The organism is Paenibacillus sp. J5C2022 (assembly GCF_025567625.1).
Lineage (GTDB): Bacteria > Bacillota > Bacilli > Paenibacillales > Paenibacillaceae > Pristimantibacillus.
In genome coordinates this window covers 46236-69368 of the sequence record NZ_JAOQJC010000017.1, presented here as the reverse complement: position 1 = coordinate 69368, position 23133 = coordinate 46236, and the positions used below count along the sequence as shown (strand labels likewise).

General features: G+C 41.4%; 16 protein-coding genes. All 16 read right to left on the bottom strand.

Going from position 1 to position 23133, the window contains the following annotated elements:
- Nucleotides 1–32: 32 nt before the first annotated feature.
- The 16 genes from M6D81_RS15340 to M6D81_RS15265 all read right to left on the bottom strand — a co-directional run bounded on the left by M6D81_RS15340 (nucleotide 33) and on the right by M6D81_RS15265 (nucleotide 23124).
- A complete protein-coding gene (locus M6D81_RS15340; RefSeq protein ID WP_262677786.1) occupies nucleotides 33–2075 on the bottom strand; it encodes a DNRLRE domain-containing protein in 2043 nt (680 codons plus the stop codon).
- Nucleotides 2076–2108: 33 nt separating this feature from the next.
- Nucleotides 2109–3866 (bottom strand): hypothetical protein, encoded by a 1758-nt coding sequence (locus M6D81_RS15335; protein ID WP_262677785.1) that lies wholly within the window; start codon nucleotides 3864–3866, stop codon nucleotides 2109–2111.
- Between the two features lie 57 nt (nucleotides 3867–3923).
- Nucleotides 3924–4889 (bottom strand): hypothetical protein, encoded by a 966-nt coding sequence (locus tag M6D81_RS15330; RefSeq protein WP_262677784.1) that lies wholly within the window; start codon nucleotides 4887–4889, stop codon nucleotides 3924–3926.
- 50 nt (nucleotides 4890–4939) lie between these two features.
- Nucleotides 4940–6130 carry a discoidin domain-containing protein gene (locus tag M6D81_RS15325; RefSeq protein WP_262677783.1) on the bottom strand — a complete coding sequence of 397 codons (1191 nt, stop codon included), beginning with the start codon at nucleotides 6128–6130 and terminating at the stop codon, nucleotides 4940–4942.
- Between the two features lie 45 nt (nucleotides 6131–6175).
- Nucleotides 6176–7564, bottom strand: a complete 1389-nt coding sequence (locus tag M6D81_RS15320; protein ID WP_262677782.1) for a discoidin domain-containing protein — start codon at nucleotides 7562–7564, stop codon at nucleotides 6176–6178.
- A 3-nt stretch (nucleotides 7565–7567) separates the two neighbouring features.
- Complete coding sequence (locus M6D81_RS15315) at nucleotides 7568–8224, bottom strand: hypothetical protein (RefSeq protein ID WP_262677781.1); 657 nt, start codon at nucleotides 8222–8224, stop codon at nucleotides 7568–7570.
- An 11-nt stretch (nucleotides 8225–8235) separates the two neighbouring features.
- Complete coding sequence (locus M6D81_RS15310; protein WP_262677780.1) at nucleotides 8236–8811, bottom strand: hypothetical protein; 576 nt, start codon at nucleotides 8809–8811, stop codon at nucleotides 8236–8238.
- Between the two features lie 15 nt (nucleotides 8812–8826).
- Nucleotides 8827–9441 (bottom strand): hypothetical protein, encoded by a 615-nt coding sequence (locus M6D81_RS15305; protein WP_262677779.1) that lies wholly within the window; start codon nucleotides 9439–9441, stop codon nucleotides 8827–8829.
- Nucleotides 9442–9533: 92 nt separating this feature from the next.
- Nucleotides 9534–10235, bottom strand: coding sequence for a hypothetical protein (locus M6D81_RS15300; protein WP_262677778.1), 702 nt, complete (start codon nucleotides 10233–10235; stop codon nucleotides 9534–9536).
- Between the two features lie 19 nt (nucleotides 10236–10254).
- A complete protein-coding gene (locus M6D81_RS15295; protein ID WP_262677777.1) occupies nucleotides 10255–11421 on the bottom strand; it encodes a hypothetical protein in 1167 nt (388 codons plus the stop codon).
- A gap of 11 nt (nucleotides 11422–11432) precedes the next feature.
- Nucleotides 11433–11888 (bottom strand): hypothetical protein, encoded by a 456-nt coding sequence (locus tag M6D81_RS15290; RefSeq protein WP_262677776.1) that lies wholly within the window; start codon nucleotides 11886–11888, stop codon nucleotides 11433–11435.
- A gap of 63 nt (nucleotides 11889–11951) precedes the next feature.
- Nucleotides 11952–15953 (bottom strand): phage tail protein, encoded by a 4002-nt coding sequence (locus M6D81_RS15285; protein WP_262677775.1) that lies wholly within the window; start codon nucleotides 15951–15953, stop codon nucleotides 11952–11954.
- A gap of 14 nt (nucleotides 15954–15967) precedes the next feature.
- On the bottom strand, nucleotides 15968–16606 hold the full coding sequence (locus M6D81_RS15280; RefSeq protein ID WP_262677774.1) for a phage tail family protein: 639 nt from the start codon (nucleotides 16604–16606) through the stop codon (nucleotides 15968–15970).
- An 8-nt stretch (nucleotides 16607–16614) separates the two neighbouring features.
- A complete protein-coding gene (locus M6D81_RS15275) occupies nucleotides 16615–17250 on the bottom strand; it encodes a hypothetical protein (protein ID WP_262677773.1) in 636 nt (211 codons plus the stop codon).
- Between the two features lie 14 nt (nucleotides 17251–17264).
- Entirely contained in the window at nucleotides 17265–17858 is a 594-nt protein-coding gene (locus M6D81_RS15270) for a distal tail protein Dit (RefSeq protein WP_262677772.1), read from the bottom strand.
- A gap of 46 nt (nucleotides 17859–17904) precedes the next feature.
- Nucleotides 17905–23124, bottom strand: coding sequence for a phage tail tape measure protein (locus tag M6D81_RS15265; protein WP_262677771.1), 5220 nt, complete (start codon nucleotides 23122–23124; stop codon nucleotides 17905–17907).
- Nucleotides 23125–23133: the final 9 nt, after the last annotated feature.

Sequence of the window (23133 nt, the reverse complement as noted above, 5' to 3'; positions counted from 1 at the left end):
AGAGCGCCGCTAAGGACGCTCTTTAATTAAGGTTACAATATGAAATAATAAGCACCATTGGAATCTCGATGAACTGCAATCCAACACATTAGATCGTCAGCATCTTTTGCTTTAACTTCGAGTAAAGATTCGAGTTCATCTTGCCCATATACTCTTGCCCATATAATTGCGCCTACATCTGGTTTACTTGCAACGAGTGTGCTGTCCTGATAGCTAGGGGTTATCACATCAATCGTTACATGAATCTCGTCTCTCGTTACATGTAGAATAGAAGATAATTCACTATTACCCACCTGAAAAACAAAAATGGTTGAATCGAGATATTCTCTTTCTCTGATCACAATTGTCGAGTGGATACTTTCTCTTGTTGATGATAGATAAGACTGCAAAGAATCCTCGTCGGATCTTCTAATTTCAATTGTTGCATAAAGATATTCGCGCTCTTTAACCGTCATCGACGAAGTTAATGCATCTCTAGTACTAGTGAGTTTAGATTCAATTACTTCACTATCCAACTGTCTAATTTCTATTTTTGCGACAAGTTTTGCTCTTTCTTTGACTAAAATAGTCGAGGAGAGTTTGTCTCTCGTTGCAGTCAATATTGACTCAATAAAATCATAGACATGTTTTTGTACGGTAATTACTGAATCAAGATGCTCTCTCTCTCTAACAAGTATGCTAGAAGACAACTCTTCTCTTGTTACAGTTATCCATGATGGTATAAAATTCTCATGATTTCTTTGTATGGTGATAACTGCATTTAAATTTTCTCTTTCCCTAACAATAATTGAACCATAGAGATTATCTCTCGTAATCGAAATGAAGGAAGGTAATTCTTCAACCTCATATCTTTGGACTTCAATGGAAGCACTCAGTCTGCTCGAATATTTTACATATAATTCAGAGAGCATCTCTTCTCTTGTGATGGAGATGAATGAATCTTGGTGATGAACTTTTCTTTCCGCTACTGATAGTACAGATGAAAATTCATCATATTCCCTACGAGCAACAATTAATGAACTATCTAAAACTGGTCTAGAGACAATGATGTCTGTAGTAATATCCTCTGAAACTGGGGTGTCATAACGATGGACATATAAAGTAGATGAAAGTTCTTCTTTTCCCCAATCACTATGCACATTCAATGTTGCATTAGTGTCGCTACTATCAGCGCCATATACAAAAATGGTCGCATCAATCTGACCTCTGCCAGCGCTGAAAACCCTAGTGTCATAATAACTTATGACCAATTTAGGTTTTGTTAAGGCAGAACTTTCTTTGGTGTAGAAGGATATATTGTTATCATTAGAGAACTCGTGTTCAACAACAATAGCATATCCATATCCACTATTATTTCCAGAGTAAATATCTTTTACTTCATCTGTAAAGTCGAATGCAATGCTTCTATCATCATAATCAACAAGATAACTGTCAGAAACTAAACTTGTCTTACTTGGCTTGTTTCTATATGTTATAGAATACTCTGACCAATCATTGTCAACATGATATAGTTTTATAGATAGTCCTTCTTTTAGGTTTCCTGAGAAATGCAACTTCAATGTAGCATTTTCAATGATTGAAAATTGAGGGATATCTATATCACCAAAAGCAATATACGAAGTAAATTCTTCTCCACTTTTGTATCCACTCATCATTGAAGGTTCTGTACCATAGTTTAAGGTTTGATAGTCAAGACCACTTCTAGCAGTTGCATCTTTAATCGATGTTAGTTCTTTTTCTAATAATGGCGGCTCAAGAATTTCTGCAAGCACAAACATTGAGTTATGTGGACGAACATCAATGATACAATCCATGTAACTGCTTGCTACAGGCTGTAGCGTTGCATAAACATCATCGTACCCTCCATATTTCACATCAAGAGTAGATGATAACTCTTCGGTTTCTTCTCTTTTTACTACAATAGAAAACTCTTTGTCTGAGTCATCTAATATGGAGGTGTTTATTGTTGCAAAAAAATCATCTTCATTTATGCCATAAACCGTGTATTTGACATACATGCGATTATTGGGAGAGATCGATATTTTCCCAGCAATATCGTTATTATCTTCAAACATACATTACACTTCCCATCTCATTGTATTGAGATATTACGCCTCATCTGCATTCGCTCTAATCTCTAAGACTGCTCCAGAAGCAGGTGTTGCAGTAATTTGAGTCCCTAATCGAACATAGAATTTTACCATCTCCTCATGATTGATCAGTTGGTCGTAAGTAAGCGTATCTTCCGCTACGAAAGGTGTATCTGTCTTACTAAGTTCCAATTTAATGCCATTACCTATCATTGTATTCAAGGCTTTTACATTAAGATTTTGCACAGTATATCCATATTTATTAGTTAAGGTAATCTCATTTTGCAATGAAGTCTGACCCGCAATCATAATCCCAAAGTCAAGATATTTTAAAAGCTCACCTAAATCGGTTGTATAATAGTCGCCACTAGGATCAGAAAACATTATTCCGGCGTATGTTCCAATGAAATTTGCTTCCCAGTAGTCTGTGTTTCCCCAGTAGTCCTTAAACTCAATTCGTAAGGTGTTGTTCTGACCCACGACAATTTCATTGTTTCTTAACTTGAATTCAATATTGATTGGGGATGGCTGTAGTTGTGTAAACGAACCGTCATTCGGGTAATAAGGAGCGCCATTTAGAATCACTCTGTATTGAACTCGACCTGCATCCTCGTCTGTTATTTGACCTTGAACTGTATTACCTTCAAAGGTGACATTAATTGTCGACTCTGTATTTAGAATATAAAGTGCCATATCGCTTATCTCTGTTGTTTCTGTTGGTGTTAGATTGTCTGTTTGAAGCGATTCAACTTGTGCAATGTCTGTGTCTCTAATGTGCTCCTCGAGATAGTAAGCGACTCTAATGTTACCGTTATTCACTTGTGAACCAAAATCTGAAGCAGCAAGTGAATTAATACTTTCTTTTGTTAGTCCATTCGTTAAAAAATCGTTCTTATCATTGATATTAATAGGAATCCAATCTGTACCATTATGGGATTTCCATGTAGAACCTTCATCGAAGGATAGTGTGAATCGAATAATACCTTTTTGTAATTGAGAGTTTTCAACAATGTTCGCTGTAATGGATTGCAATCCATATGTTTTAATATCAGAAACGGGTATTACTGTTTGTCCTAATGGCAAAGCATTCATTTCAACATTTCTTACTAATTCAGTGTAAATACTCTGAAACGATGTAGGGTTATTGCCAGTAGGGACATATGAAACTATCTCGACAGTGGGTGAGGATTGTGCTAATTCTACCCATGCGGATTCGGGGATAATTGAAACATCATCCATGCCATACGTCTCAAAGTCTTGTTTTGTTGGTGCTGAAGTGGATATTGTTTGCCATGCTGAGTCCCATTTTTGATATCCTATCGGAGAAAAAATAAATTTTTTGTTTATATCCCCATAGATATCTATTGCATCAATAAAGAAGCGTTTTCCAATCGTTTTTGGGTATATTTTTACCGAGTGAACTCCATATGGTAAAATATCAGTTTCGAATAATAAACATTGCGATACAACATAATTTCCCCGCAATGCAGTAAATGAAAATATACTCCCATTTATTTCTATTACTATATTATTATCAACCAAAGTGCTATCTGTGTTTTGTTGCAAACCTATAACCCGAAGTGCCTTCCCTTCAAAAGAGAAATAAATGTAATTCAAATCACCAGAGGAGCCGTCTGCATAAAGCAGTGTTGAATTATAATGTGTGGAGCCTGTAATAGTTTTCCAAGTGCCAAAATACCTTAATAACGAATCTCTGTCGTCATATCGTCTCCAACCCTCTTCTGGTTCTAGTAACTGTTGCCCGACTATTGCCATAATATCATCTCCTTTGCATTGTATTGCAAATCGTTCGAAAGGAACAAAGAGAATCGATTAAACACCCTCGACTCTCTTTGTTCCTTTACTTAAATCAATAGTTGTTCTATAAAGGTCGCCATCAACAGAGGCTTCTTTGTACACACTCTCAACAGGCTCGTTAACTTCTTCAGGTTGCCCATTTGTCCATGTAACAACCTCAAAATCTCCATCCAACTCATCAATAGGAGAGTAGTTAGCCGTGATTTCAAGTTTTGGTTCAGTAACTGTGGGATCATCTGTATAATATAGAATATCCATACTATCACCAAACTCATCATATAATGTGAACGGCTCTGTTTCGATATTGAAGGCCACTTCGTTTTTGTTAGGATCGTCGGAATAGTAACAAATCTCAATATCCCCTGTTAGTTGAGACCACGCAGACTCAGGAATGATTGATAAATCGTTTATGCCTGAATCAATAAATTGAGTCTCAGTAGGGAGGCTTGTATTAACAAGCGACCAATTATCATTAACATAAGTAATATACTCGTCATTTTTAAAAATTAGCGTTTTATTATTGTTGATAACCTTGTACGGATATAGCGTCTTTTCTGTTTCTATATCAATTGCATCGAGTACAATCTGACCATCGCCATTTTTAACTTCAACATAATGCTCTTTGTCTTCTAATCCAATCTTCTCGTAAACTAAAACTCTAGACACATTTTGATTATTATTTGTTGAGAAGTTTTCTACTACTCCATCTATCGAAATACTGTTATCTGCGGCATAACTTGTCGTCACTCTGCAAATTAATCTGATTTTTGTACCTGTAAAATTAAACTTCATACTGCCTTTGTCTGAAGTTGAACCCGTATAAGTGTGAATATCGTTTTGCCAATATCCTGCTGTGCCAGATGAATCATTACCATATTTCCATTCGCTATTGCCATCAATATAGCTGATATTTACATCATTATCATTATATCTTGCCCACCCAGATTCAGGTGATGTTAATACATCGCCTATAACTGCCATAGTCCACTCTCCTTTCTAACTGTATAAAACAATCATTTCGTTAATAATGTTTATTCAATTGATGCTTTTTTGATTGGTGTTTGGGTTGTGTTAATGGTTTGCTTAAACACTTTTCCGCTACCTAATTCGGTTGGAGATTGATCGATGAGTGTTCTTTGTGTTATTTTAGATGAAAAGGCCTTCTCGCTTACACTATCCATTCCATAATTTATAAAGTTTTGTTCAGTAGAAGAAGGTATTACCTTTAAAATTCCATTATGTACAACGTTCATCTCTAAACCGCTAAATACAAGCGGTCTTCCTTCACCATTAACATTCATCAATACATCTAATTTATAGTATCTGTAATTTTGCGGGCTTGAGATTGAAAATTCTCTTCTTTGTAAATCAGTCCATGACACTTGATTTGTTTGCTGGTCAAGAATTATTTCTTCGCCTTCAAAAAGACCAGATTTACTAGCTAGGAGATTCCATTCTTTAGGATTATCATTTAACGAAGAGCTTCTACCAATAATTATATATGAGTCAATGTATGTAGAAATTCCATAGTCAATCATTATCCAAGTATAGTACCTAGTATTAGAACCAGTCGCATAAACAGTTGTAGTATCTCCATCAAACAAGTTATACACTGGGGAGGATTCCCACTTTGATGAAACTGTTATTTCATCTTTTGTATAATTTGTCATACCAAAAGGACTAATTTCATTTATTGCAGGTACTACACTTTCAAAACTACTCTCACTAGATGAAATCAAGATTTTATTCGTTGGTTCCGTATATCCAAATTTAATTCTGCCCATTATCATATTATAAGTGGTTGGGTTTTCCAAGAAGACTACTCTATAAAAACGAAAATTAAAATAGTTGACTGTATCTATAATGTCATAAGTGGAATCTACCCATTCATCACTTTTTATATATGTTTTCAACTCAGTAAAATTAACTTCATCGTCTGAACCTAAGATTTGAAAATTCTTTGGGTTGCGGTCTAAATTTGTAATATTTGGAGAAAGCAATACATGATTAACTAACCTTTTTTCACTAAAATCAATTTGAAGCCATTGTGGACTCGTATTATCACTGGCTTGCCATCTAGACGAACCACTTGATACGAACCCATTAGCAAAGACCTCCCAAATTGCATTTGAATCACTGGCTTCACTACTCCCCGTTGCAACATAAGGTGTTGGACTAGTATTTGATGTCATTTTTGGCTCATACCATGTTATCTCATTCATTTTTTACACCTTCCTTACTCCATAAAGCATCTCTTTCATGTGCATTTATTTAATATTCATGTTTCTAATATCAAAATACTTTTTCAAATCAACCGTCGAACTAAACACCTTCCCAGCTCCCAAAGCACCGTTATCTATCATTGTCTGTACTATGGAAGTTTCTTTTCTATCCATAATAGACAAATCCTCCATACCTTCATTTTTGAATGTTTCGGCTGAAGGTAGTGTGGTAGATATTGTTTGCCATGAAGGTGGGGTTTCGGGAGTTGCCGGAGTCTCAGTACCTATTAATTCCCATCCAGATACTCGGTGATAAGTTGACGTACCATTGTTAGTTATTATTCTAATGCGATAGTACTTATACAATAAAGGAGTGCCAATTGAGTATTCTCTCGTTTCAGGAAGCCCCCAATTAGTCTGGTTGTTTCGAGTATCCAATTCTCCCCACACAGAATCATCATTACTTCCTTCGAGAACCCATTCTCTTATCATATCGTTTGGGCTGCCAGTTGTAGCACTACTAGTAAGTTTATATGAGTGCGCTGTGACTGCTGATGGAAATTCATATTTCATCCACTGGTTTAATGTTGAATTAGAGAGCCAATGGGAAGAATTATCTTTATCGAAAAGTCGCCATGCTAAATAACTTGAACTGAATGTTGAACTTACGCTTGCAATACCACTAGGAGTGGTGTCACTTGTCATTATAGGGATTAAGTTATCGCCTGCTATTGGGGGAATATACTCATTTCCCTCATCCCATTTTTTATACTCACTATTAATTAAAATAAACGATTTATTTACTGCTAAGTTTTCTATTAGTAGAACAGGGCGAAATCCAACATTAGTGGCTCCAGAGGTTGCAATGTTGCCGTAATAGTGTATTCCTCCTGCATTATTTCCTCTACATACTCTATTTGATGAGGAAGTAGTGCCAGTAGTAGAAGTCCAAGTTCTGTTGATTTGATTCCAATTCCAAACATTATTGTCCCCAGCTACAATCGTTTCGCTCAACGTAGAGCTAACAATATATTTATCCCACTCATTGTCAGTATCAGAAGAAGAGACACCTCCTGTTAGCAGACGAATAGTAAAATTAAATCCTTCGGAATATGATTCAAAACTAACAGGAAGCCCACTTCCGCTTGCGATACCACTGGTGTTTAAAGTGTCCCAACTAATGCTATGTTGTATATTACGATCAGCAATCAGCATTGCCCGATCACAATAGTCAAAATCAACGCAAATATATCTAAAGTACCCATCAGGGGTAGCGCTAGAAGCGACAGGTATTTCTAAACCAGCTACATCGCTATCGGTTTTGCTTCCTAAGTCAGAAAAAACTCCTACTGCTCCTGATGAAGCCGTATATTTACACCAAACATAATCTCCAACCTTTAATGATAACAAGCTATTATTAAGTGTGAGAGCCAATGATTACACCTCCTTATATTCGAATGCTGGACGGAATCCTGATGATGTTACATTTGTATTACTTGCGCCATTTCCGTTGTAACTATTGTCATCCCTGTATCCTCTTCTAACTCTGTTGGATGATGGGAATATACTTACGCTAGGAGTATCCTGCGTCCATGTTTGAATTACAGAAGAAGAATGAAATATATCATCCAATGTACTTCCACTTTGCATTAAATTAGAAGGAAATCTAACAATATATTTATCCCACTCATTGTTAGTAGGCCATGCACCAAAACCTAAATCAGTTACTGAAATATTACCATTTTCATCTGCATACGCGACTCCTCCTGTTAATAAGCGTATCTTGCCAATAAGAGAACCAAATGTTTGTGACTTTCCTTGAATATACTTGCCAGAATTTAATGTATCCCAACTGATCGAATGCTGAATCACTCTATCTGCAATCAACAAACCTTTATCAACTTTAATATAGTAAAATATGCCATTAGGCGCATTGGTGCTGCTCACTGGAATCTCTGTTCCGACAGCACTCCCTAAATTGCTAAATGTTCCAACGATACCGCTTGATGCTTGATAATGACAGACGACGTAATCTCCTACTTTCATGCCGCTCAACGAAGTAGCAAGCTTTCCTGTAGTGGCAGGAACCCCCAATAATATCACCCCTATGTAATTTTCAACGAATCAATCCGTTTGAAATCCGATTTCCTAACCGTCCTTCTCAGCAAACTTCCTTCTTCGTTCCAAGATTGATCGATTGTCATTTTATCTGAGTAGTTTTTCTTTAATTTCAGACTTCCATCCATCTCAATGAAATCATTCTGTTGAAAGTTAGCCTTCTCATCACTATTGAAGTCTACAGCAGTCACAGTTTCATTCGTCAGTCCAGCCGTAAAAGACACTTTAACTTGAACATACCTGCCAATAGGGGATGGTATGGAACCATCTGTCCCAACTTCTGCATATGAACTCCAATTAAATCCATCATTGGAGGTTCTGAAATAAACCGCAATACTGTCAATTGTCTGATGTACTTTACTAAGAACAATTTTATCAAAGTCCTTATATGCTCCAACCAAATCGATAGCTTCAGACTCCCAAAATCCGGAATTATAAAAGACAGATTTGCTATTAAATACATCTTGTACAGATAAAACGATTTTCCCATCGAGTAATTCTACGTTATTAAAAACACCTTTGGATATATCTATTGGAATCCCTATATTCGTTATGTCAGCCATCTCAAATCACCTCACTCACTTAACATTCCAATGGACATTTCCTGAAAAACCTTCTTTAAGAGGCGCTTCGATTTCATCAACAATATGACCACTTCTGTAGAAACGAAGCTTGCCTTCCATATCTTTGCTGGATACTAATTTGATATCCAGATAGGCAGAAGTATTATATGGTAAACAAAAAATCGGTTGAAAATGAAAAAGGATGTCGTTCATTGCGATTTTTTTCTTGTAGCCGAAGTTGAATTTTCTTATCTTAGGGTGAGTAAACACAGCAGAACCGTTTTTGGTTATTCCTCCATCTGTAAAGGCATTTTTATAGGAAATGATGTCATCATATCTATTGTTGTGACCCGTTAAAAAGTATTCTTCTTTGTTTTCTTCGTCTATGTATGAGATCATAATATGCTGTCCATTTAAATTGAACATTCCACCCTTAACCTCATGGTAAAGTTTCATCCCTCTACCAATTAATCCGAATCGGATTAGCTTATCTGTGTCAATATCATAAAAAGAATTAGATATTTTACCGTCATCAGAAAATTCACACAAAAACGTTCCATCAATATGTTCAGAAAGCCAAATAAAATCTTGTTTTACGTGCGAATAGCCATTATGTGATTGAAAATTCATATCCTCTGCCCCCATTGTATTGTGGAAATAAAAAAGAGTGAAGTCTCATCGAGATAGTCTTCACTCTTAAAATAAAATAGTATGCTTTACTTTTAAACGTATCTGTAACTAACCCGTATCTTGAAATTATTACGACCAGCGCTTGCAGAAAGTGGAATATCAGCATACATACTTACCTTTGCAAAGTTACCGCCGCTATTGGTTTCTGTCCCATCGTTAGCTAAACCAAGAATTTCTTGTGCTTGCGGTTGTTTTTGAACAAGTATTGTTTCCCACTCTACAGAACCGTCTGTTACGGGATCGCCATCAATCGTAGGCCAAGTAGGCTCTGAACCGCCTGAAGTTCCTGCGGTGACACATTTATAAATATAAGTAGTTCCTGATGTCGGTTTTACATAATCGCCCACAAGATACGCAGTTGATACTGCCCATGTAGGAGCAGAGACTGCATTTGGATTCTTGGTTGAACCTAACGTGCCCAATGCTTTTTTTGCAGTGCTACCACCAATTTGGGTGAAAGAAACTTCGTTGAGGGTATCTACTTTTACCCAAAACCACTTGTCCTTTACAGCTTCAACAATGTTTCCGGCCTGATCTCCATCACCACCATTCATGTCAACAGTAGTGATTTCTACGTCTTCCATTTTAGAAACATCCTCCGAACCATTTCTATTGTTGAAAATAGTAAACTCATGATTCACTGAGGATGTTCCTGCATCAATCGTTTGAAAATCATAAACACCAGTAATTTCACTGTCTGTTGCATCATACCAAGATATAATAGGTTGTGCCATTGTAAGCAACTCCTTAAAGTTAGTTTAGTTTTATTCGAACCTCTACCGTTAAATCTTTTGCGCCATCGCCATTTTGTGCAATATTTATTCTGAAAATGTCACCTGCTACAACCGATGAATCTGAAATGAAATGTGTGGAATCGTCAAAGAGACTGCCAGCAGCGATCTTCACATCATTCGTAAGAATAGAAGTCCAATTCACAACGTCGCTGGACTTTTCGATATCAAGAACCAAGTCTTGAACGCCAGTAGTACTGCATATTGCGTTAATCTCAACAATTATGCCATCGAAAGGGAATCTCGCAAGCACTCCTTGCACACCGACACTTAGATATGAAGGGATAAGAAAAGTGATTACACGATCTGACAATTCCTCGGTTAAGTGACCTAATTTCTGATAATCTTCTCGTCGCATTAGTCCATCTGTATCTTCGGAGGCATATGGTATTGAACCACCCAAATAACTACCGACGAGTTCCCACAATCCAGAAAAACCATTGTAACGATAAATATCACCAGTAGTATTGATTGTTGTTTGCCATCCGTTTTCTGGGGAAGGGTAGGTGGATGAAATATCTTCATATGAATCTACAGGGGGTTTTCTAATGACAACGGTTGAATCAGCGGCATGTTGAGCTTGCTCTGCAGCCACATTCGCATTATCTGCAGCTAGATTTGCATTGTCGGTTGCTGTATTGGCCTGTTGAGTAGCATGACCTACGTTTAATAGCGCTTCATCCATTTCAATCAGTTTTAAGTCCAAGTCGTTGGTCAGGGATTTCAGTTCATCAATGTAGTCTTGAAGAGTGATAACGATGTCCGGATTTCTCTGAACCATGGCGTAAATACGGGAGGCGGGGTAGAGGATATGACCTTTACCCATATAGCTGACGATGAAGGATTTTGCTTCATGAGAGGTGTGGAATTGTACAATTCCTGATGAATAATCGACGACGAATTCTTGCTGTGCAAGTGTGGTTTTTCGTTTGAATTTATCAAAGGGTACTTCTATAAATCCGGGTATATGTACACCATGACTTTCGGATGGAACTTCCAGCAGTGTCATGATTCCGTTGATGATGGGGAGGGAGTCCGCCTTTGGCTTGAATGGATCTTGTGCGGTCCCTTTACGCCATATGATTATATTTTTGTCCTGATAATCTAGATACGTTTGCAAATCTGGCAATTGATCACCTCCTAACTGGTAAAGTCCATTTTTGTGTTGCCTTCGGCGATGGTTGTCTTTACGCCTAAATGGGTGGTTACTTCGGAGCCGATAAGGGCAATTGCGGAGCTGGATAAAGAGCCTTTATCACTCCCTCTAGTAATAGTTCCTTGTCCGCTTCCCGACGTTGCTGGTTGGATATTTGTGTACGTTATATAAGCACTGCTGCTTGGAACAGGTGGGTCGGCTACCCAAGTCTCGGATGTGCTATCACCAATTTTTGCAATGGTACTGCCTTGTATTTTCAATTTGGGTAAAGAGGTTGTTACATATCCTGATATTTTTGCATTTGTGCTACCAGATCCACCATAATACCATCCTCCTGACGTATTTTCTCCCGGCGGTTCATAATAGTAAATATCATATGTTACATAATTAGGTTGGGAGACTTCTATGATCGATGAACCATCCACTGCAACTCCCGCCATATCTATCACCTCCTATACAAAGTTCCAACTACACAAGTAACCCGCCTGAATGGAGTGGTGGGTCTATTGAAAGACGTATGACGGGGCGTTGAATTCAATGCCGCTATCAGACTGAAGGACAATTTTCCCGTTTGATGTTATTTCTAGTGTAGTGCCGCTAGCATGTTGAATGACCAAGCTGCCAGCAGCGGACATATTGAACTGTATATTTTTTGTGTTGATTACCGTATCACTGTCTTCAGCTATTAATACAATGCCTTCGTTGCGGAGACGCATACTGCGTTCTTTCGCGTAGTTGCTTGAATAGTAGAGAAAGTCGAAGCTGCCGCGAGGTTTCTCGATAAATCCTCTGGAAGATTTGTTATTCCTGATGTCGTCATCTACCGTTGAATCCTGTACGACGCCGTCTCCTTGTCCCCATGCGGTACGAGGATAAGCTTCAGGTCCGGAGCCTTTATGATCCAGCAGAAATTTCACCCGGTCATCTATGGTTAAATCCCAGACGGGGTGAGCAGTAACTTCCGTAGTAGCAGTGGTTTTGCTGGCATCCGTCCAGTAGAGAAGATTCTCGTTTACTTCCATCTGCTGTCTTCCAGTAATCTCGCCTGTTTTCAAGAACAACTTGTTATCTTGGACATGGAAGTAATCCAACACTGTTCCGATTGTATCCGATTTGCCGAATGTGATCAGTTTATTCACAGCGAGATTACTGATAATCCCCATGCCGGATATAACCGTGTTGACGACGATAGAATCTCCTTCAATGCGGCCGGCGCCGAGCACGTTCCATTTGTTGAGATCCAATATTCGCTGAGCAGAATCCAGCATGACGCCATCATTGCCGTCCGTTACAAGCAGCTTCCGGAAGGAAGCCGTACCGTCCATGGCGATATGAGCAGGTGCCGCTTGTCCATTCTGACTACCCGCATAGAAGCCTCCTCCATAGGGGTCTAATGTAATCATATTAGGATGAGTGCCAAGCACGATCTTGGAGTCCAGCACGAAGGAGTCTTTGATTTCAATACCTTTCGCCCGAACAATGCCATCTGTATCGGCCCAGAATACATTCTTCCAATCCGGATTCTGCTCTGATCCCATATTCTTCTCGATTGAAAAGCCCTTTGTAGCAGACATGGTGGAGCGGAAGGCATGATCGTCCCTAGTAGCAACAATGCCATTGACATAATCAATAATTACGTTGTTGAAATATGCTCCGAACTGAACTGATGAATATTTGATGGAATTGTTAATGGCGTTGACCATCCCGACGGTCTCGTCATAATACTGGTCGAATTTCGCGACGAATTCGTTTCGATCGATTATCGATGTCGTTTCCATATCGGCAAGCAACGGTTCGAGATAGGCCAGCAGTTGCTCATAGGCTGCTGTGAAGGGGGTTATGTCAATACGTATGGACGTATCGCGAGTTGTTGTTTTATACGTATTGGCTTGTTGGAGCAACTTGGCATATTCCGCCTGAATTCTGGATCGTTCTCCCATAATCTGAAGCTTTTCAATAGAGGTTAGCTTGCCATCCGTGATGATCGCTTCGAATTTCCCGATATCCATAAACTTGGTGAAGCTGTCCAGCAGTAGTTCGTTCGTATGGCTCATAATCTTCAATCGTTTTGTCGTCATATCTTCCGCATAAAGCAGTCCATTGCTATCCGCATAGAATTTGTCGACGAATTGAGCGCCATTCCATTGCTGAATTTTGAATCCTTCTTCCGAGTTGGCTACGATTTTATTGATGAGATCGGTCGAGCAATTGGTCGTGTGATCGTAACGATGAATGACGAGGCCGTATAGATCCGGAGACTCATCATAGAGACCTAATTGCATGGCAACCCGTCCACAACGGTCGGTAATGGTCGTTCTAGGTCCTTCGGTGAGCCAGATGCCGTCTTCATCCCCAATCGTCACCCGCTGACCCAGTATAAGCTTGCCAAGCACCATTTCCGCAATAACTCCGTCTGCTGATATTGCCGTCTCGAAGCGAAGACCGCCGGAACGGGTCAAGCCAATCGCGCCATTGGTTAATCGCAGGAAGCGGTCTGGATCGTGATGGTCGGTTATTGTTATGCCTTTGTCATTAATCGTGACCGTCTGATTGACAGCCATATGAATTTGATTCGTCACCTTGTCCCAGAAGCGCTCGAACAGCTTGCTGATTTCACTTGTATCGACAATGGCCTGATTCCACTTGCTCTTGCCGTCGTTCACGATCCCGGACGTTTTATTGGATTGATAGATATAGTTTTCTAATTGTCGGTATGCCGTAGTCAGATCTTTGAAGCTCGCAATCGTAAGCTCAATGGAAGAGCTCTCATAGTCGAAGCCGATCGCAACGATTTTAGCTTCGACCTTTAATTGAAAGACGTCATAATGAATCGTGACACGATCTCCCAAATGTAATTTATCCCATACGGCCTGCTCTTCCAGGCATTCCAGGAAGTTGACGATATCTACCTTTAGTGCAAGCTGGGGGACCTGATACTCCTTTAATCGTTTCTTGGCCTCTTCCAGCAAATCCATCTCGTCAATAAGGGTGTCGTCTTCGAATTTCTGTTCGAATATGAACTGATCCAGCTCTCGGAGCTGTTCGGGCGTGAAGTTATTCGATACGGAAAGCAACTCGTGGATAGCCGCTATGTTCGTATTGATGGCCTCAATTTGTGCTTCCGTTTGCTGTATGAGCAGTTCTCCAGAAGCAATTTCCATTTCTTTATGTTCATAGTTATAACGGTTAATGATAGCTTCGCTGTTATTCATAGAATGGAACTCTTCATCACTAATGTTGGCAATTTGAATAAAAACTGAAGTAGCTCCGGCTCCGGATAATGACATTTGAATACGATTGGTTCCTGTGCTTAACTTGCCTGCCATGACCCACTGTTCTTCAGAGAGGGGAGAGGGGAGACCATTAATCGTCAAGGTCTTTCCGGAAGGGTCGTCCATTTTCACCAGAACGGCATAATAAAGGGCGTCATTTATATCGAATGCGAACGATTCTCCGCCGCCATTGTAGGTGGAACGATGAAAGAACATGACCTCGTCATATTGTTGAGCAAGCTGTAGCTGTGTAATAGCAGCCAACTCATTTCTAAGGGCTTCGACATCCGTTTTCTGTTCGGACAATGTGGTCGATAACTGATCCAATTGCTCTACGTATTGCTTGAATTGTCCTTCATGCTCGTGCTGAAGCGCTTGGTAATCCAGCAGGGCATGGCATAATGCTTCGCTCATGAACTGGCTATGAACGAGTGTATGGCCTTGGTCGTCACGCTGGAATGGGTACAACCAGTATGAGAAGTCTTCAAGATAAGGGCTTCCGTTTACATTGTGCCTCTGAATGCCCATCCCGTCTTTGCCAACCGGTCTGAGTCTTGTCACGACTATCTCAGCGTTCGATTCCTTGTCAATGGATTTCATGTACCGATGGTGTGAGAGCGTTCCGAGTCGGTTCACACCATGCAGTTCGGGTTTGATCATGTTCAATTGCCTATTGACCGAATCCCATTCTGCGATGGCATTGTAACGTGTCATGATCTGGTAGACAGCATCAAGCAACGTATTGTTGGAGAACTCCCATGAACGATAGGACAATTCGAAGTCGGGGTCCATATAACCAATCGACCATGAAGCGGTCAGCCCAAGCACATCTTCTAATACTTGTCGCGCATTCTTGGACTCTGCAGTGTAGCCGCCAATCAGCTTATCATTCAACTCTTGTGACAAATATACGCATTCGACGAATTTCGTATCGCCACGGTCGCTCATGGCATCCCGAACCTTGGTAATGATGTACCATTCTGTATTGGAGCCGATTTCCACCTTTATTTGATATCTTTCCTTTAATAGTGATGCGTTCCGATTCCGGACTAGTTCATGATTTTCTTCCAGCTTGAACGGAATGGTGAAGGAGAGGGAGTATAGCTCACTGAGAGAGATTTGGCGCTGGATCTGATACGCTTCCGACAGCTTGGCAATAATTTCGCGATTGGGTCTGGCCAAGTATAGCTTCGGTGTAATAGGCTTGGCATGAAGGTCAACGTCTCCACACATAGCAATCCTCCTTTCTATATCAATTTGAAGCTGTAACGGAACTGGAATGACGCACTTCCCGTTACTCGAAAAATATTGTTTCCGACAGGTAGACGAAGGTAATTGTCATTAAAGTTGTTGTAACGGTAGACTGCGGGCAAATCCGATTCGATATATTCCCGTTCATTATGGACATAGAGCTTCTCGCCATCCAATATTTCCGTGAAGCGGAACGATTCATCCCCATTGCTTGTATTTCGCAGCTCAAAATCACCGGTTCCTTTTTTTGTTAACCATATCTCGGGTCGGCACTCGGCATCGCCTTTGTTGTCCAGGATGACAACAGGCTCAACGCTCAGGCTCAACTGTGTCATAACGGGGACATTCTCCGGCCCCGACGCCGTGAGATAAGCTCTGAACTTGAACATGACCTGGTCGAATAGCTTTGTAGGTTCCAGATCGGGAATGCTTCCGCCATTAACGGCTTCCCGCCAGTCCGTCCAATCGAAACCGTTGTTGAAGGACAGTGATGTGGCAATGACGAGGGATTCGGGTAGGGGGAGATCGGCGTCCCATTCCAGAACTGACCACACGCCATCGCCCTGATTGGACAAGGTAACAGCTTCAGATTCATAATAGCCTTGCAAACCGGATAATTGCAGCCATGTCGTCATAAGAACACCTACTCTATCTTGCCGAATGGTCTGAAGTGTGCAGCGCTTCCCACTTCCTGCCATTTCACAATGCGATAGGTCATCCATACGACTTCATTGTCAGTCGTGGATACACCATTGGAGGTGGCCCATTGAGGTTCATTGACCCCCGAGGTTCCTGGTGTTATGCATACATAGAAGCGGTCATTGGTAATGGAGGATAAGACAATGTCATGCAAACTATATGATTTCGAGGGCTGCCAAACTTCCTTGTTGAACGTATCTTCAGTTACGGACGAATCGGAAGTTGACCATACCGGCTCGAATGGTGAACTGTAGCCCGATTGGATGCATGAATAATAATGACCATTATCTTCAGCAGGAATAACCTCATCGCCAATAGCATACGGAGTTATGGAACCCCATCGGGGAGCCGCTTTGCCTTCACGGAGATTAATAATGCCAACGTAACCTCCATTTTGCGGCTGTGTATAATACAGCTTTTTATTTTTGGTCCAGCTGCCGGATGTGGGAGTGGCATCAATATAAACTTCTGCTGCGTCATCGAGCTTTTGGAAGTTGTCATGAAGATCGATGACTGTTTGATGAATATGATCAGTAATTTCAGGTTTTTTCAAGTTCAATACAAGTGTTGTTAGAGTCATGGTACATGCTCCTTTCATAGATTTTCCCAACTAGAATCAGGGGGGAGATCAGACCATCTGCGGCGTTCGGCAGCGAGAGTCAGTTGTTGCCATTCATTCGTTACTGTCCCGATATGGATTCCGGCCGTAAATTGCATGAGTCCAATGTGGGTCGGATTGTCTTCCCAATCGTATTGCTCAGACATCATGAGCGGGGAATAGGCATAGCCGTCATTACACCGAAACCGAAGTGTGATGTATCCCTCGTTCCGTGCATTGTGAATCAATCGCGGTTCATCGACGTAGAGTGCATAGTAGATTTTCTCAGGATCGCTAGAGAAGATGAGAGGCGCATAATAATGCGGTTCCGTGAGCCATCTGCGCAAAGCTCTCAGATCACCGTCCGTCCATTCCTCCTGGAACGCGATTTGGACTGCAAGTTCAAGCGGAGATTTCTCCAGTCTTTGAAAGTAGGGCTTCTGTCGGCCGCGCGCTCTATCTTCCACAATCGATTGAGAAGCTGCAAAGTACTCTTCCTGCATACCCCCATCCAGTGAAATTTGAAGCATACGCAAATCTTTGGATCGTTTATGGTTGTATGTAAAATACAACGAATCGTGAATAGGCACTGTTATCACCTCCAAATAATTGTTAGAGTGGTTATAAACTCCACTGCTAGCGGCCGATTCGTATCCCTTTTCGTGTTAATCCGCCCATGAATTTCTCTGCAAAGTCGGCACCGTCCAGTACATTACCTTGAAGAGATACTGCAATGTTCTCTATGAGCGTACCGGTCGAGCTTGAGGGAGGGGGCGTTTTCTCAAAGAGTTGGGTGATTCCATTAAATGTCTGGATTGCCAGATTGCTGATTCCTTTAGAAGGTGTATTCTCTAACAAGTCATTTTTGGCAGATTGCATGACTGAGGGGACAAACGATTGCATTTCTGACTTCCAATTTACAGTCTCCTTCGTTTGTTTTAATGAAGGATTGTAAACGATTTGAATGTTTTTTAGTTCATTATAGCTTCCGTCCTTGAACCCCCACTTGTCCCTCAATTCCGTATTCCTTGCATGCAATTGTTGAAATTGCTCATTTTTTGGGTCTTTAATGGATTCTGCCTTGAATTTATTGTGTAAGTACTCTTCCCAGTCCTTCTGCAGCATGGCGTTGAATTCGTCTGCCAGAGAAGTTATCGGAAATTCCTCCAATTGGCTATAGTCCGGTTTAAGATTCGTAAATAACGTATCGAACATGCTTCCCAAGGATTCAGCGTTTGTTCGCAGGTAAGAGAAGAAGGTTTGATACTCCTCTTTCATCTGTCCAAGAGCAGTCTGTACGATTGCGACATCATTGCTTAGAAGCTGCGATTTAAGCTCACTGAAGTACTGTTCATTCTCAAGAATAGAGTCCCAATGCTGCTGTCTCAGTTCTTTGTCTAATGCGAGATTCTGTCGTTCCTTCTCATGTCGTTTATTTTCGATATCCTCTAATTCGCCGTAGTGCTTCTCGGCATCCTGCATACGGTCGTCAAGCGCCTCTTTTTCCAGCTCACGTCCGCGCTCCAGCTGTTTTTCTTGTATTTGCTTCCTAATGTCAGCCAGCTCTTGATCCAGTTCATTCCTCCGCGCTTTGCCTTCATAGGAATCGTCCAATCGGATCGTATGGAGCTTTTGCTGGATGACAGATTCCTCCTGAAGCAGCTTGTCCATATCCCGTTCATGATCTTCTTCGGCGTATTTTCGATCCAGAGCATGCTTCTGAGCATCGATCGTTTTTTTGATTTGATCAAGCTGCTCACCATAGTTGTCCATAATTTTTTCATGCAGCTCATCTTCATTTTTAATTCGTTCGTCGATGGCCTTAAGCTCCAGATCTTTTTGCTGCTTGAGCATGTCCTTATATTTGCCGATAATCTGATCGACCTGGCTCTTTCGGTAATCTTCTAAAGCTTCCATCGTGGACTGAATAGCGTTGACAGTATCGTACCAAGCATCGGAATTGGCTTTCAATTGCGCGTTCAAAGCGGCGATTTGCTCAGCTGTCAGTCTCTCCGATTGTTGCGCCTTCTCGTTTTGCTTCAGTTTTTTACGTATCGAATCGTTCTCACGATTAAGGGCATGTTTTTTTTCATACAGGATATTTAGCTGTTTTTTTGCTTCTTTATTCCATAATGTCGTATGCTCTTCATAAGTGGATTGAATTTGCTGGGACTTCTTCATCTTGTTGTCGTATTCTTCGAGTGCTTTCGTACGTTGCTCCAAGTAATTTTCCGTATAGGCAAGCTTCAGATCGTCTAGCGATTGGAGCAGAGACTTGTTATTGGATGTCAGCGAAGCTATTCGCGATTCATTGTCTTCAAGGACCTCACGATAGGCCTTATATTTGTTGAATAGTTTTTCTAGTTGATCCTGTGCCTTGCCTGTCGATAAGGAATTGAATAGATTGATATAGTATTCTGTCGCTTCACCATTGCTGTCGAACCAATCGGAGAGGTTTTCGGATTTCTGTCCAGCTTGAAGATTGGCCATCTCGTCAAGAAATATGCTATTCGCTTTCTTCAGCTCATCGATTTCCTTATGCTTGCCTTCCAGCAGCTTGCTCGTATTGTCAATTCGAACCGAATAGGGATCGTCCTCCGACATGCTGCTTTCAAGCTCTTCATTAGCTTTTCGTACTTTCTCGGCTTCGGTGTTGATGCCATTAATATAGGCGTCCAACGAATCCTTTTTTCTGGGCTCATCTTTAGGGCCAGAAGATGAACCGCCATCTCGCGTTGGTACTCCATAGTTTGGATCGTTGAGCAATTTCTCGTATACTTCTTGTTGTTCTTGAAGTTCACCTAATTTGATAATGGAATCACGAGAACTTTTTTGTTCCATGAAGTCTTGTTTAATCCGATTGTATTGTTGTTCATCTTTCCATTCGGTAAAACCTTTTTTTCCTGTTCCAGTGTAAATCCGATTGTTCTCGTCGTCGAATGTGATTGTCTCAAAAGCATCTTCGCCATATTGCCTAATAAAACCAAGCTTCCCGACTTCTTCGTGAGCTGACTTCAAGTTTTTGATCGCATCCAGTTCGAGCCCGTATGCATTAACTCGGCTAAGCGTATTATTCAGCGTAGCTTTTGTGGACTGGATTTGAGCAGTTACCGCGCTTTGCGCTTCCAGTACTTTTGTTTTTCTTAAGTTCTCCAATGCCGTAGTGGACAGCTTCCAGCCTTTACTCGTCTGCTCAATGTTTGAAGCCAGCTCGGGGTACTTTAAGATCAGGTCGAGCGCCGCTTCCGAATTTAGATATTGCTCATTATTCATATCATGAAGCAGCTGATTGAATTGCTTCACTTCATTGGATGTGGATCTGAATTTCTCCTGTTGAGCGGTGAGAGAGTCCGATACTTGATCCGCACCATTCTCAATAGCGCGGTTGCTTTTGGAAAAGTTCATTCTGGCAAGATCGGTTTCGATTTGCTTTAAAGCCTTGCTGAATTGCTGAGAGGATTCAGGGAACCTCTCTTTGAATAATTCTTCGATTTGTTCAATGGAGGTGACGTCGATTGCATTCAGCTGTTGAAAGAAGCTGTCCAGATCGTTCGTGTCCAGATTGAGTCCGAATTCGGCATCAAGCCCGGCCAGGGCGTCGAATACGACCCTAGTTGCAGGCTTAAGCTCCTCACCGCTAATTTCCAGCATATCCAGGTAATTTCTGAATTCGCCTTGCAAGCCGCTCGTCGCTTTTTGAATGGACTGGCTATAGCTTTCATTGGCCTCGCTAACTTTCCTCTCGGCATCGGCAATTTCTTTCGCCAATATCTCGCCGAGGTCCTCAATATCATTGGCGTGATAGTCGTTCTGAGAATTCAGCTCCATGAAGTTCAATTCTTTATGGAAGAAAAACTCATCGGAATTCGTAATGGTCTCGCCGGCATCCCGGCGACGTCTGAACTCATCGTAGACATTCTTTCTATTCTGCAGCTTTTCTCTTGCTTCTTCGGCTGCCTGTTTTTGCGAAGAGATATCTTCTCTAATTTGCGATTCGTTGCTACGGAAGGCAAGGGAGGCTTCTTCGCGCTTCAAGGCAATTTCTTCTCGCAGCAAGCCGAGTTTTTGCTCAATAAGATCATTATTGAGTGCTAGTGCCGTTCTTTCTTCGTCCAATGGGCTAAGCGACAGCTGATAGTTTTGTTCAAGCTCCTGCTCGATATTGGACAGGCTCATTTTGTCTTCTGCAGATAATGACGGCTTATTGGCCAGATCATTATACTGCGTAGATAGTTCCTCTAAGCGACCGGCTTCCGTTGATTTCGTCTTCAATGCCTCCAGTGAATCCGAGGTATCATCGATCGCTTCTTTCGTCTTGGAGATCTTGTTGAACAGAAATTCGGCTGCGAATCCGACCGCCGTCAATATAAGACCTACCCCGGATGCAGCCAGAAGCGTTCGAATTGAAGTGCCTAGTACTCTGAAGGTGAAAGCCAGAGCTTTTGAGCTCGTGTTTACCGACTTTAATATAGCAGGCATTTTAATTAACGCAATTGTCTTATTGGCAAAGTTGTTGGCCAACTCCTTCACCTTACCGTTAAGGGCGTAGACCGCAATACCGGTTGCCCCGAACAGAACAGGGAGGAAGCCTACTTTGTTAATCACACTATTCAATACGGTGATTAACGAAGTGCCGATTTGAAGGAGACCAGTAAGTGCATCGTTAACTACTGCATTCCCCACGGAAAGGCTGAATTGCTGCCAAGCCGCCCGAAGTCGGTTGACTCTTGCTTCATAAGATTCCATATAGGCAGCGTTGTCCTGCATGGCCGATCCTTCGGAATGCAGTGCAACAGTAGTAGCTTCATGCGCAGAATGGCGGTTGTCCATAAGCGCCATGAAGCGGGCGGCATGCTTCTCGCCAGCAATGGACTGGGCGTTGTGAAGCTGCTCTTGCTTCGTAAGCGACCTCCAAGACAGCGCTGCTTCATCCAATAGCTGTGTCGCCGACTTTAACTGTCCGTTGGCGCCTTCAATAGAAATGCCGATTCCCGACAAAGCTTCGATTGCGGGCTGCGATGAAGTCAGATTGGCATAGATGGTTTGCAGGGCATTCGAAGTTACAGCTCCAGACTCTCGCGTAACTTGCATTAGCGCAGTGCTGTCTCCCAACAGTTCAGCCATACTGACGCCAATTGAGGCGGCAGCATTCGCCGTTTGCTGAAGTGAGGCGGCCAATTCGTTGTTCGACACACCGAATGCGTTATTCAGGCTATTCAACTGGTCAATGATGCTCATGGACTGATACGCTTGTATATTGAAAGCGTTCATGGCAGTGGTTATAGTCGCATACGATTGGTCGGAGCCGATATCGGTTACATTTTGGGTAACCGTCATCGTTCGGGCCAGCTCCAGCGTTTGCTCGCCGTTATAACCTTTTTTTGCGACCTCGATGATTGATTTATTCACATCGGCCAAGGAACGCCCAAGTTCCTTTGAGAGTTCAATACTTCCTTCCAGCATTCGTTTGAAGTCGGTGTCTGCACTCATCGTTTGTTTCAATTGATTGAATTGCTTGTCAACTTCGAGAATCGTAGCCGTCGTGGCACTGAACAAGAGCTGGGGAAGTGCCAATATTTTTGAACCAAATACAGTAGATACAGTGTTAAGCAGCTTCCCGAATTTTGTATCCAGGAAGGCTGTCTTTGCGCCAGCTTTCTGCATCTCAGTGCCGGATTTCTCAATTTCCTTGTTGAACAGGTTGAACAATTGTTGACTGTCGGAGTCGAGACTTGTTCCAACATTAATGTTTTTTAAAGCGGGATTTTCTTCAATTCTGGTTATAATCTGATTCAATTTTCGAATCGTAGATTTGGAAGCATTGAAGCTGAAGTCAAGCTTTATCTCTTCAGACATGGCAGTCTC